Genomic DNA, 14,909 nt, shown 5'->3' with positions numbered 1-14,909 from the left:
ATCTCAGGAGAGTCACACGATGAGCAGTGTCATTGCGACCGTCCAAAGCATTGTTGGCCAGGTCTTTGCCGTTTCTCCGGATGGCGCTCGTCGCCTTCTGGTAGAAGGCGACCGACTCTTCAAAGGCGAGGAGGTTCTCACTGGCGACAGCGGCATGGTCACCCTGGCACTGGCTGATGGGCGCACCCTGGATCTGGGGCGCGACAGCCAATGGAGCGCGTCTGACACCAACGTTGCAGTGCAAGATGCGCAACCCTCTCAGCAGGTCGTGAGCCCCGGCGATGAAGTCGCGCAACTGCAGCAGGCCATCGAGGCCGGCCTGGATCCGACCGAGGCCCTCGAGGCTACTGCGGCTGGCCCAAGCTCGGCCGGTGGCGGCACGGGCGGCGCTGGAGGTGGTCACAGCTTCGTGTTGCTCGATGCAACCGGTGAAGTGGTAGAAGCCACGATCGGCTTCGAGACCAGCGGCCTGGGCGACTTCGGCCGCGCCGACGAACAGTTCCAGGAAGCGCTGCCGAACCAAGCGCCCGAGTTCCTCGACGGCAACGGTGCAGCACAAGGCCCGCTCAATCTGCAGACTGCCGAGGACACGCCGATCAGCGGCGTCTTCACCACTCGTGACGCCAATGGTGACCTGGTCACGCTGAGCATCACCCGCGCGCCGAGCAACGGCACGCTGGTACTCAATGCCAATGGCACCTGGACCTACACCCCGGCGCAGGACTACAACGGCGCCGACAGCTTCGAAGTGACCGCCACCGATGGCCGCGGCGCCTCGACTCCGCTGACGGTCAACCTGAACGTCACGCCGGTCAATGACGCCCCGGTCGCCACCGGCACCTACGACGCCACCCTCGACGACAGTGCCGCAGCCGACACCTTCACCGACATCAAGGGCCAGTTGGCTGCCACCGATGTCGACGATACCGTACTGACCTGGAGCGGTAGCGCAACGGGCGCCTATGGCGAACTGACGGTCAACCCCGATGGCAGCTACACCTACGTGGTGGATGCCAAAGCGGTTAACGGCCTGCAAGACGGCGAACAGGCCAGCGACAGCTTCGTGGTGACGGTCAAAGACCCATCCGGGGCCAGCGACACCCGTGTCATCACCATCAATTTCAATGGTGCCAACGACACCCCCATCGCCACCGCCAGCAGTGCCGAAGTCAGCGAAGACCAGAGCGTCAGTGGCACCCTGCAGGCCAGCGACGCCGACAAAGGTGCGGTGCTCAACTATGCCTTGACCGGCAACGTACCGGCAGGCTTCACCCTCAATGCACAGACCGGCGAGTGGACACTGGACGCAGGCAACGCCGCCTATCAATTCCTGGCCGAAGGTCAGAAGCTGACCCTGGCCGTACCTTTCGAAGTCAGCGATGAATTTGGTGCCAAGACCAGCAGCACCCTGAGCATCACCGTCACCGGCGTTAACGATGCGGCCATTCTCGGCAGTGCCGACGTGCAACTGACCGAGACCGATGCACCGCTGAGCACCAGCGGCACCTTGTCCATCAGCGATGTCGACAGCCCAGAGACCTTCGTTGCCCAGAGCAACATCGCCGGCACTTACGGCACCTTCAGCATCGACGCGGCTGGCAACTGGACCTTCGTCGCCAACTCCGCCTTCAACGAGCTGAACGTTGGCCAGGCCTATAGCGAATCCTTCAAGGTCACCAGCGCCGACGGCACCGAGAGCAGCGTCACCGTTACCATCAACGGCACCAACGATGCCGCAGTGCTCAGCAGCGCCAATGTACAGCTGAGCGAAACCAACGCGCCGCTGACTGCCAATGGCACCCTGACCATCAGCGATGTCGACAGTGCGGAAACCTTCGTTGCCCAGAACAATGTCGCAGGCACTTACGGCACCTTCAGCATCGATGCGGCCGGCAACTGGAGCTTCGTCGCTCACTCTGCCTACAACGAGCTGAACGTTGGCCAGGCCTATAGCGAATCCTTCAAGGTCACCAGCGCCGACGGCACCGAGAGCAGCGTCACCGTCACCATCAACGGCAGCAACGATGCCCCAGTAGGTGTGGCCGACCGTATTACCCTGGACGAAGACACCACCGCCACCGGCAATGTGCTGAGCAACGACACCGACGTCGACAATGCCAGCCTCAGCGTCACCAAATTCAGCCTGACCAGCCTACCCTTCGTCAGCGCCAACGCCGGTGAAACCCTCAACCTCGGCATCGGCAAGCTGACCATCCAGGCCAACGGCGACTTCACCTTCGTCCCGGCCAAGGACTACAACGGCCCGGTACCGTCGGTCACCTACACCCTCAGCGATGGCAGCCTTACCAGCACCGCCACCCTTACCTTCAGCATCAACCCGGTCAACGATGCCCCGGTCAACACCGCGCCGGGCGCACAGACCCTGGCCGAAGACGGCAGCAAGACCTTCAGCCTGCTCAATGGCAACAGCATCGCCGTCAGTGACGTCGACGGCGACCGCCTGACCACCACCCTCTCCGTCGAGCACGGTGTGCTGACCCTCGGCCCGCTGAAAGGCGGCGTGACCTTCAGTGGCAATGGCACCGGCAGCATCACCCTGTCCGGCTCCCAGGCCGCCATCAACCTTGCGTTGCAAGGCCTGAAATACGTACCGGGCAAGGACTACAACGGCCAGGACACCCTGACCATCAACACCACCGATGGCAAGCTGAGTGACAGCGACAGCGTCACCCTCAATATCTCCCCGGTGAACGACGCCCCGGTCGCCACCCCGACATCCGAAGCGACCACCGAGGACGCCCCGGTAATCGGCGGGCAACTCGCGGCCACTGATGTCGACGGCGATATCCTGACCTATAGCGCTCAGGGCACCCTGCCCGGCGGTTTCACCCTCAACAGCGACGGTAGCTGGACACTCGACCCCGGCCACGCGGCCTACCAGCACCTGGCAGAAGGCAAGTCCACCACCCTGACGATCAACTTCACCGCCAGCGACGGCAAGCTGTCGAGCAACAGCACGCTGACCATCACCGTCACCGGCGTGAACGACAAGCCGGTGATCACCGCCGCCACGGCCCAGGCCAGCGAAGGTGACGGCCAGATCGGCGGCCAGATCGACGCCAGTGACGTCGACGACGGCGCCGTACTCAGCTTCAGCACCACGGCCAACATCGCCGGCCTGACCTTGGGCAGCGACGGCCAATGGATCTTCGACGCCAGCAACGACGCCTACGACTACCTCAAGGCAGGCGAGCAACTGGTTCTCGAGATCCCGGTCACCGTCACCGATGAACACGGCGCCAGCGCCGACAGTACCCTGACCATCACCCTGACCGGCACCAATGACGCCCCGGTGGCCAATGCCGTCAGTGCCTCGGGCAGCGAGGATCAAGCCGCGCGCATCCAGGTGAACCTGTCCGGCAGCGATGTCGATGGCAGCGTCACCGGCTTCACCCTTGGCTCCATTCCGGCCAATGGCACCCTGTACGCCAGCGCCAACGGTGGCACCGCCCTGAAAGCCGGCGACAGCGTCAGCGGCCCGGTTTACTTCGTCCCGAACAAGGACTGGAACGGCACCACCACCTTCGAATACAGCGCCGTGGACAACGACGGCGCCACCTCCGTCGACAAGGCCACCGCGACCGTTACCATCGCCGCGGTCAATGACCGTCCGGTCGGCGTCAACGACGCGATCACCCTCGACGAAGACACCACCGCCATCGGCAACGTGCTGAGCAACGACCGAGACGTCGATGGCGATGCCCTGAGCGTCACCAAGTTCAGCCTGACCAGCCTACCCTTCGTCAGCGCCAACGCCGGTGAAACCCTCAACCTCGGCATCGGCAAGCTGACCATCCAGGCCAACGGCGACTTCACCTTCGTCCCGGCCAAGGACTACAACGGCCCGGTACCGTCGGTCACCTACACCCTCAGCGATGGCAGCCTTACCAGCACCGCCACCCTTACCTTCAGCATCAATCCGGTCAACGATGCCCCGGTCAACACCGCGCCGGGCGCACAGACCCTGGCCGAAGACGGCAGCAAGACCTTCAGCCTGCTCAATGGCAACAGCATCGCCGTCAGTGACGTCGACGGCGACCGCCTGACCACCACTCTCTCCGTCGAGCATGGCGTGCTGACCCTCGGCCCGCTGAAAGGCGGCGTGACCTTCAGCGGCAATGGCACCGGCAGCATCACCCTGTCCGGTTCCCAGGCCGCCATCAGTGCCGCCCTGCAAGGCCTGAAGTACGTCCCGGCGCCCAACTACAACGGCCAGGACACCCTGACCATCAACACCACCGACGGCAAGCTGAGCGACAGCGACAGCGTCACCCTCAATATCACCCCGGTGAACGACGCTCCGATTGCAGCGCCCACCAGTGCAGACACGCTCGAGGACGCGCCGGCCATCGGCGGTCAACTCGCCGCGACCGATGTCGACGGCGACAACCTGAGCTTCAGCCTGAACAATCCGGCTCCGGCCGGCTTCAGCCTGAACCCGGACGGCAGCTGGACGTTCGACCCCAGCAATGCCACCTACCAGGCGCTCGGACAAGATGAGGTACTGGTCATCAAGGTGCCCTTCACGGCTACCGACGGCGCACTGTCGAGCAGCAGCACCCTGACCATCACTGTCACCGGCGTGAACGACGCCCCCGTGGTGACCGGCGCCATCAGTGTCGGCACCGACGAAGACGCTGCCGGCCAGGTGATCGACCTGCTGGCCAACGCCAGCGACGCCGATACCAAGGACGTGCTCAGCGTCGTCAACCTCAGCGAAACCAGCGGCAACGACGCCTCCGGCGTCAGCCTGCAGGGCAACACCCTGGTGGTCGACCCGTCCCACTACAACTACCTGGCCGTCGGCGAGAGCGTTACCCTCGTCTACCAATACCAGGTCAGCGATGGCCAGGGCGGCCTGGTGGATACCAGCGCCACCATCACCATCGACGGCGTCAACGACGCACCGGTGATCAGCAGCGCCATCAGCCAGAGCAGCAACGAAGACGCCAACGCCTTCACCGTCGACCTGCTGGAAAATGCCAGCGATGTCGACGCCAGCGACGTTCTGAACATCGCCAATCTGCAAGAGACGTCCGGCACAGACGCCAGCGGCGTGACCCTGGCGGGCAACAGCCTGCAGGTGAACCCGAACGCCTACAACTACCTCGCCGCTGGTGAGAAAGTGGTGCTCACCTACAGCTACGACGTGATCGACGGCAACGGCGGTGTCACCCCCACCACCGCCACGATCACCATCGAAGGCCGCAACGACGCCCCGGTGTTCGAAAGCAGCGTGCAGAGCGCGACCCTGGCCGAACGCGCTGATGGTGTACCGGGCGAGAACACCGGCAACCTGACCGCCGATGGCAACATCGGCTTCAGCGATGCCGACCTGAGCAACACGCACAGCATCGTCACCCAACTGGTCAGTGCCAAAGATGGCAACGACAACGACGTCAGTGCCCTCGGCAATCTCAGCGCCCTGATCAACAACGCCGCCACGGGCGATGGTCAGGGTAACGTGCAGTGGAACTACAGCGTCGCCGCCGGTGCGCTGGACTACCTCGGCGCAGGCGAGACCGTCACCCTGATCTACCGCGTTACTGTCACCGACAGCAGCGGCGCGGAAACTTCCCGCGACGTCAGCATCACCCTGACCGGCAGCAACGATGCGCCGATCGTCAGCGGTGCGCTGAGTTCGCTGACCGACGAGGATGCCTCGGCCTACAGCCTCGACCTGCTGCAGAACGCCAGCGACGAAGACGCCAACGACGTCCTCAGCGTGGTCAACCTGCAACTGGTAGGCGGCGGCAACGATGCGGGCGTCACCTTCGACGTAGCCAGCAACAGTCTGAAGATCGACCCCTCCCAATACGACTACCTGGCCGTCGGCGAGAAAGTCGTCCTCAACTACAGCTACGACGTCAGCGACGGCAAGGGGGGCGTCGTCAGCACCAGCGCTTCGCTGACCATCGAAGGCCGCAACGACGCGCCGGTGGTCACCAACACCAGCGTCACCGTCGCCGAGGAAAGCATCGGCACACCGCTCAACATCGCAGCGCCGACAGATGTCGACCTCAGCGACGTGTTGACCATCACCGTCACCGGCCTACCGACCGTGGGTAGCGTAACCCTGGCCAACGGCACCCCGGTGAGCAACGGTCAGCCCCTGACTATCGCCGAGCTGCAGGGGCTGAAATACAACGGCCCGGATGACTACAAGGCGGGCGACCCCGTAGGTGACTTCACCTACAGCGTCAACGACGGCACCACCAGCGTCGAGGGCAAGGTCGCCCTGGGCGTCACCCCGGTCAACGACGCACCGGATGCCAATGACGACTTCGGCGTCATCACCGGCCTCAAGGGCAACTACTACGGTTACCGTGAAGACGTCGACGGCGGCAACCTGGGGAACCTGGCCGGCGTTACCGCCTTCATTGCCGGCCGCACCCCCAGCGCCACCTTCACCGCCACCGAGCTGAACTACGGCAACGGCGTGAGCAACAACCTGGGCAGCGACCAGCAGTTGCAGAAATTCCTTGGTGCCGATGCCGGGTCGCTGAACACCGACCCTGACAACACCTCGGACGCCATCATCGAGATGAGCGGCCAGATCAGCCTGAACGCCGGCACCTACCAGTTCCGCGTAACCGCGGACGATGGCTACAGCATCGTCATCGACGGCAAGGTCGTTGCCGAATTCAATGGCAACCAGGGCCCCACCGCGCGCGAATCGGCCACCTTCACCATCACCGAAAGCGGCGCACACAACATCCAGATCATCTACTGGGATCAGGGTGGCCAGGCCCAGCTGAAGGTCGAGCTGCGTCCTGAGGGCGGCAGCTACAGCGTGGTCGGCGGGGCTCAGCTGAGCCAGGCCGGCAGCGATCTGCTGACCACCAATGAAGATCAGCCACTGGTAATCGAACCGTCCACCCTGCTGGGCAACGATACCGATGTCGACGGCGACAGCCTCAGCATCGTCAGCGTTCAGAACGCCGTGAACGGCAGCGTGGCCCTGGTCGATGGCAAGGTGGTGTTCACCCCCAACCAGGACTTCAACGGCCAAGCCTCGTTCACCTACACGATCAGCGATGGCAACGGCAAGTTCGACACAGCCACCGTCACCGTCGGCGTCAAGCCGGTCAACGATGCCCCCGTGGTCGACAGCACGAGCCTGACCGTTGACGAGAAAACCGTCGGCACCCCGCTGGGTCTCAACGCCCCGACCGATGTCGATGGCAACCCGCTGACCATCACCGTCACCGGCCTGCCGACCCTGGGCAGCGTCACCCTGGCCAACGGCGCCACCGTGAGCAGCGGCCAGACACTGACCAGCGCCCAACTGCAAGGCCTGAAGTACAACGCCCCGGCCGACTACCAGGCTGGCGACGCCGTCGGCAGCTTCACTTACAGCGTCAACGACGGCACAACCAGCGTGACCGGCAGCGTCACCCTCGCGGTGAATCCGATCAATGACCTGCCCGTGCTGAACAACCCCAGCGTCAGTCTCGACGAAGACCAGAGCCTCTCCAGCCAGTTGAACGTCAGTGACGCCGACGGTGATGCCGTCAGCTACACCCTGAAGTCGGGAACGACCAATGGCACCCTGGTGTTCGATGGCACCACCGGTCAGTACACCTATACGCCGAACGCCAACTACAACGGCCCTGACAGCTTCACCGTCACCCTCAATGACGGCAAAGGCGGCGTGGTCGATGCGGTGGTGAACATCACAGTCAACCCGGTCAACGATGCACCGGTGTCCGGCCCGCAAAGCCTGACCACCGCTGAAGACACCGCGATCGACGGCACGATCAGCGCCACCGACGTGGACGGCGATAGCCTCAGCTACAGCATCGCCAGCGGTGACGAACCGAAGCACGGCACCGTGACCCTGCGTGCCGACGGCACCTTCACCTATGTACCGGGCAAGGACTATAACGGTCAGGACAGCTTCACCGTCACCATCGATGACGGTAACGGCGGTACCACCACCAGTGTGATCAGCCTCGATGTCACCCCGATCAACGACATCCCGGTCACCGCTGACCAGAGCAAGGTCACCGACGAAGACAAGAGCGTCAGCGGCCGGATCGTCGCCAGCGACGTCGACGGTGACCGTCTGACCTACGTGATCCAGTCCGGCGTTGCCCACGGCTCGATCCTGCTCAACACCGTGACCGGCGAGTACACCTACACGCCGAACAAGGATTACAACGGCACCGATAGCTTCACCATTCGCGTCTACGATCCGTCCGGCACCTATGCCGACTCCGTGGTGACGGTCACGGTCAACCCGGTCAACGATGCACCGACCGCCAGCCCGTCGAGCATCAGCACCAACGAGGACACCCCGGTCGACGGCCGTGTCACCGGTCGCGACGTCGACGGTGACACCCTCATCTACAGCATCGCCAACGGCAACGGCCCGCAGCACGGCAGCGTGGTGATGAACGCCGACGGCACCTACACCTACCAGCCGGGCAAGGACTTCCACGGCAGCGATTCCTTCACTGTCACCATCGACGATGGCAACGGTGGCACCACCACCAGCGTGGTTAGCGTCACCGTCAACCCGGTCAACGACGTCCCGGTGACCGCCGACCAGAGCAAGGTGACCGACGAAGACAAGAGCGTCAGCGGCCGGATCGTCGCCAGCGATGTCGACGGTGACCGTCTGACCTACGTGATCCAGTCCGGCGTTGCCCACGGCTCGATCCTGCTCAACACCGTGACCGGCGAGTACACCTACACGCCGAACAAGGATTACAACGGCACCGACAGCTTCACCATCCGGGTCTACGATCCGTCCGGCGCCTATGCCGACTCCGTGGTGACGGTCACGGTCAACCCGGTCAACGATGCACCGACCGCCAGCCCGTCGAGCATCAGCACCAACGAGGACACCCCAGTCGACGGCCGTGTCACCGGTCGCGACGTCGACGGTGACACCCTCACCTACAGCATCGCCAACGGCAACGGCCCGCAGCACGGTAGCGTGGTGATGAATACCGACGGTACCTACACCTACCAGCCGGGCAAGGACTTCAATGGCAACGATTCCTTCACCGTCACCATCGACGATGGCAACGGCGGCACCACCACCAGCGTGGTCAGTGTCACCGTCAATCCCGTCAACGATGCGCCCGTCGCGCCGAACAGCAGTGTCTCGGTAGACGAAGACGGCACCCTGAACAGCAGCATTCAGGCCACCGACGTCGAAGGCGACAGCCTCACCTACGCCATCAAGACCGGCACTGCCAATGGCACCCTGGTGCTCAACCCGACGACCGGTGAATACACCTACAAGCCCAATGGCGACTACCACGGCCCGGACAGCTTCGTGGTCACGGTCAGCGATGGCAAAGGCGGTACCACCGATACCCTGGTGAGCATCACCGTCAATCCGGTCAACGACGCGCCGACTGCCAACGACGACAGCGCCACCACCCGTGAGGACACCTCGGTCACCATCGATGTCCTGGCCAACGATCGCGACATCGACGGTGACACCCTGAGCATCAGCGGCGCCAGCGCGCAGCACGGTACTGTCAGCGTCGTCGACGGCAAGTTGGTGTACACCCCCACCGGCAACTACAGCGGTGCGGACACCATCAGCTACTCCATCACCGATGGCAAAGGCGGCAACAGCAGCGCCAGCGTGCAGGTATCCATCCAGGCGGTGGCCGATGCACCGAACCTCAGTGCCCAGACCCCGGCAGGCACCCCGCACGCGACCGGCCTCACCCTGCAGAGCTGGAATGGCCTCGCCCTGGGCAACAGCGGCAGCGGCATCGCGCCGACGACCCTGAAAGCCACCATCGATGCCGCTGGCGCACCGGCCAGCAGCGCTACCGCCAATGACGCCCATCTGGACAACGTCAATGCCGGTGTAGCCAACAAGCTCTCCGGGCTGATCTATCTGCAAGCCGGCGAGACCTACACCTTCAGTGGTGTGGGCGACGACAGCGTGCTGGTTTCCGTAGGCGGCACCACGGTGGCCAGCGCCACCTGGAGCGGCAGCAGCGGCCAGTTCAGCGGCAGCTTCACCGCTCAACAGAGCGGGTACTACACCCTGGACATCTACCAGCACAACCAGAGCGGCCCGGGCAACCTGGACGTCAACGTCAAGGTCGGCAACGGTGCAGTGCAGGATCTGTCCAGCGCCAACGCCCTGCTCTACCGTGACACCAGCGACCTGAACCAGGACGGAGTGCGTGTCTCCGAACTGCAAGGCAGCGATGGCAAGGGCTACTACCAGGTCTATGGCTACAACGAAGGGGCTGAGGACAGCAGCATCCCGCTGTCGCACCTGAGTGCCTCGCTGAACGATACCGATGGCTCGGAAAGCCTCACCGTATCGATCTCGCAGATCCCGCAGGGCGCGACCCTGAGCGACGGTGTGAACAGTTTCACCGCCGCAGCCGGCGCCACTTCGACCGACGTCAGCGGCTGGAACCTGAACAACCTGAGCATCACCCCGCCAGCCAACGTCAACGGCAGCTTCACGCTGAAGGTCACCGCGACCGCCACCGAAGGCGCCAATGGCGACCATGCCAGCACCAGCCTGAATCTGCCGGTCACCGTGCATGCGGTGAACGACGCGCCGACCAGCGCGGACAAGACCGTCGCCACTGACGAAGACGTATCGCGCAGCTTCAGCAGCGCCGACTTCGTCTTCAACGACGTCGATGCCGGCGACAGCCTCAAGACCATCCGCATCAACAGCCTGCCGGCTAGCGGCAACCTGACGCTGGGCAACGAAGCCGTCACCATCGGCATGATCATCACCGCCGCGCAGATCGCTTCTCTGGTCTATACCCCGGCGGCCAATGCCAGTGGCAACAGCAGCTTCAGCTTCTCGGTTCAGGATCAGAGCGGTGCTTTCTCCACCACGCCGAACACCATGACCATCCAGGTCGCGGCCGTGGACGACGCCCCTGCCCTGGCCAACAGCACGGTCAGCTTCGCCGAGAACACCGCCTCGGGCAGTACCATCGCCGACCTCAGCGACCGCTTCACCGGCACCGATCAGGATCGTGACGGCGAGCCGCTGCTGTACAGCATCACCGGCGGCAACCAAGCGGGCCTGTTCGCGATCAATGCCAGCACCGGCGTGATCACCCTGGCCAGCGGCAAGTCACTGGACTACGAGACCGCCACTCAGCACCAGTTGCAGGTCACTGCCACCGACGGCAAGACCCCGGTCACGGCGACCGTGACCGTCGACGTCACCAACGTCAACGACAACGGCGTGGTCATCACCGACAACAACCCGGCGGCCAATAGCGTTGCCGAAAACGCAACCAATGGCAGCACCGTCGGCCTCACCGTGCTGGGCAGCGACGGCGATGTCGGCGCGACCATCACCAGGTACGAACTGACCGACAACGCCGGCGGCCGCTTCGCCATCAACGCCAGCACTGGCGTGGTGACCGTGGCCGACGGCAGCAAGCTCGACTACGAGAGCGCCACCAGCCACAACATCACCGTCAAGGTGACCAGCTCCGATGGCAGTACCAATACCCAGGTGTTCACCATCAATCTGAGCAACGTCAACGACAACGGTGTGGTCATCAGCGACGCCAACCCGGCCGCCAACAGCGTCGCCGAGAACGCAGCCAATGGCAGTACCGTCGGCCTCACCGTCCGCGGCGTGGATGGCGACGCCGGCGCGACCGTTACTCAGTACGAGCTGACCGACAATGCTGGCGGCCGCTTCGCCATCAACGCCACCACCGGTGTGGTGACCGTGGCCGACGGCAGCAAACTCGACTACGAGAACGCCACCAGCCACAACATCACCGTCAAGGCGACCAGCTCCGATGGCAGCAGCAACACCCAGGTGTTCACCATCAACCTGAGCAACGTCAACGACAATGGAGTGGTCATCAGCGACATCAACAGCGCTGCCAACCAGGTCAACGAGAATGCTGCCAATGGCAGCACCGTCGGCCTCACCGTAAGGGGCGTGGATGGCGATGTCGGCGCGACCGTTACCCAGTACGAGCTGGTCGACAACGCTGGCGGCCGCTTCGCCATCAACGCCAGCACCGGCGTGGTGACCGTGGCCGACGGCAGCAAGCTCGACTTCGAGAACGCCGCCAGCCATGACATCGTGGTCAAGGCCACCAGCTCTGACGGCAGCAGCGCGACCCAGACGTTCACCATCCAGGTCAACAACGTCAACGAAGCCCCGGTCGTCGTCTCCGGTGCCAACGTGACCGGTACCGAGGACAACAACTACGTCTTCGCCTGGAGCGACTTCCGCGTCAGCGACGTCGACGCCAACAGCAGCCTCTCGATCAGGATCGAGAACCTGCCGGGCGAAGGCAGGCTACAGCAACTGGTCAATGGCAACTGGAGCAACGTCACCCCCAACACCAACGTCAGCAAGTCGGTGATCGACGCCGGCGGCCTGCGCTTCGTGCCAGACGCCAACGAATCCGGCCACGACAGCTTCAGCAGCAACGGCGTGGGGATGAACAAGCAGACCTATGCCGAGTTCAAATACAGCGGCAGCGATGGCAGCCTGTCGACCGCAAGCAGCACCATGAGCATCGACATCACGCCGGTTGCCGATGTGCCGACGCTCAGCGTCAAGTCGGCGGCGGCCAGTACGCTGTTCACCACCACCTGGGAGTCCGCGCCGAACAGCGACAATACCTCTCAGGATGTCGCCGGGCCGACCTTCGAGAACTGGAACCTGGTCACCAGTGGCGACAAGCGCAGCGGCGGTACCAACGTGTTCGAAATCTGGGCCAACAACGACCAGATGGAGAACCAGGCCGGCAACATGATCACCGTCAAGCTGCCGGGCACCGGCAACAACGACGCGCTGGAGCTCAACGATGCCGGCGGTAGCATGTCGCAGACCCTGGGCATCACCCGTAACGTGGCCACCGAAGTCGGCAAGGTCTACGAGCTGTCCATGGACTACGCCGGTCGTCTCGGCTTCGACAGCAGCTACACCAAGATCGCCGTCTACCTGGGCAATACCCTGGTGGGCGAGTACAGCTCCACCAGCAGCCAGACCAGCTTGAACTGGGAGAACATCAACTTCAGCTTCGTCGGCACCGGCAATACCGAAGCGCTGAGCATCAAGCTGGCCGGCACCTCGACCACGACCAACGGTCGTGGTGCGCTGATCGACAACATCGCGCTCACCTCGTCGCAGGGCGTAGTGGCGGGCGATGGCGGCGTAAGCGGCAAGACCAGCATCGCCCTGGCCAACTATGTGAGCGGCGCGCTGACCGATACCGATGGTTCGGAAAGCCTGCGTTACGACCTCTCCGGTCTGCCTGCCGGTGCCAGCATCGTGGTCGGCAACAGCACCCTGGCAGCCGTAGGCGGCGTGGTCTCCCTGACCGCAGCGCAACTGGCGACCGCCAAGCTGCAAGTCGGCAGCAGCGTGCGAGGCGAAATCGGGCTGGACATCAAGGCCGTATCGATCGAGCCCAACGGCAGCACCGCAAGCACCGCCAGCCAGCACCTGGCGCTGAAGATCGTCGACGGTGGCGTCGGCCATGAAAGCCTGACCACCAACACCATCACCGTAGCGGATACGGCCAGCACACTGTCTTCGGGCCTCACTGGCGAATACTGGGGCTATGCCGAGAGCGGCAGCACACGACCGAACCTCACCAGCCTCAAACTGGTGGAGGACTACATCGAGTCACGCACCGGCAACAGCACCAGCCTGGTCGGCTCCAACGACAACGCTGCAGCCTCGTCGGTCAACGCCACCTTCGTCGCCAACCAGATCGACTATGGCCTGAAGAACGGCAACACGGTGTTCAGCGATGACCTGGGCGACAACCGTAACCTCAACAACGGTACGGTGATCGGCAGCTCCAGCAACAGCCAGAACAACCTGTACGATTTCCTGACGGCAGCCAGTACCAGCAACGTCTCCAACCTCAAGGCTGGCGGCGCGGGCCTGGGCGACACCTCGGACGCGATCATCCGTGCCCATGGTTTCCTCGACCTGGCTCAGGGCGGTACCTACGACATTCGCGTCACTGCGGACGACGGCTACCGCCTGATGATCGGCGGCCAGGTCGTGGCCGAGGCGGACTATATCCAGAGCACCACCACCAAGGTGTTCAATGGCGTCGGCCTCAGCGGCGACCTGCAGGCACTGGAACTGCTGTACTGGGATCAGGGTGGCGCGGCCAGCCTGAAGGTGGAGTTCAAGCTCAGCGGCAGCGCCGATTCCACCTACAAGGTGCTCGGTGCCAGTGGTAGCGGCCTCGATATCTTCCAGGCGCCGGGCAACGGCCAGGAACTGGTACAGACCGACACCGGCTGGGCACTGCACACCATTGGCACCACCAACGGCGGCGATGCCAGCGACCTGATCAATGGCAGCAAGTACTCCGACATCCTCAATGGCGGCAATGGCCACGACGTGCTCTACGGCAACGGTGGTCACGACCTGCTCAACGGTGGTGACGGCAACGACCTGCTGATCGGCGGTGTCGGCAACGACACCCTGATCGGAGGCGCAGGCGCTGATACCTTCGCCTGGAAAGCGGGTGATGTCGGTAACGACGTGATCAAGGACTTCAATGCGGCCGAAGGCGACCGTATCGATCTCAGCGAGCTGCTGCCCGATACCGCCAACGCCAATAATCTCCTCGATTACCTCAAGGTCGATACCGTCACCAATACCCTGCAGGTCAGCACCACCGGCGATCTGGCCAACAACGTCGACGTGACCATCAAGCTGGAGGGGGTGAACCTGAGCCAGTACGGTGCCACCTCGTCGCAGATCGTCAACTCGCTGGTGGCCGGCGCCGACCCACTGGTGAAGACCGAGCACCACTGATGGCCACCCTTCCCACCGCGCTCCTTGCGCGGTGGGAAGTCGTGCCTTCCCCTACCGTTCTTGTCTGTGCGTCGTTCCGCGCGTATAGGTGTATGTCCGGTGGTCGACGTCT

Annotated in this window: 1 protein-coding gene; it reads left to right on the top strand. The window is 63.7% G+C overall.

The window, feature by feature from the left end; genetic code table 11:
* Positions 1–19 precede the first annotated feature (19 nt).
* Positions 20–14,797, top strand: a complete 14,778-nt coding sequence (locus C7A17_RS26815) for a retention module-containing protein (protein WP_158704684.1) — start codon at positions 20–22, stop codon at positions 14,795–14,797.
* The last annotated feature ends 112 nt before the right edge of the window (positions 14,798–14,909 follow it).

Origin of the sequence: Pseudomonas mendocina (assembly GCF_003008615.1) — a bacterium.
Taxonomy (GTDB): domain Bacteria; phylum Pseudomonadota; class Gammaproteobacteria; order Pseudomonadales; family Pseudomonadaceae; genus Aquipseudomonas; species Aquipseudomonas mendocina_C.
This window is presented reverse-complemented; position numbering and strand designations above follow the sequence as displayed.

Coding starts and splice junctions, on each gene's coding strand:
- C7A17_RS26815 (WP_158704684.1), top strand. CDS start 20: ATGAGCAGTGTCATTGCGACCGTCCAAAGCATTGTTGGCCAGGTCTTT.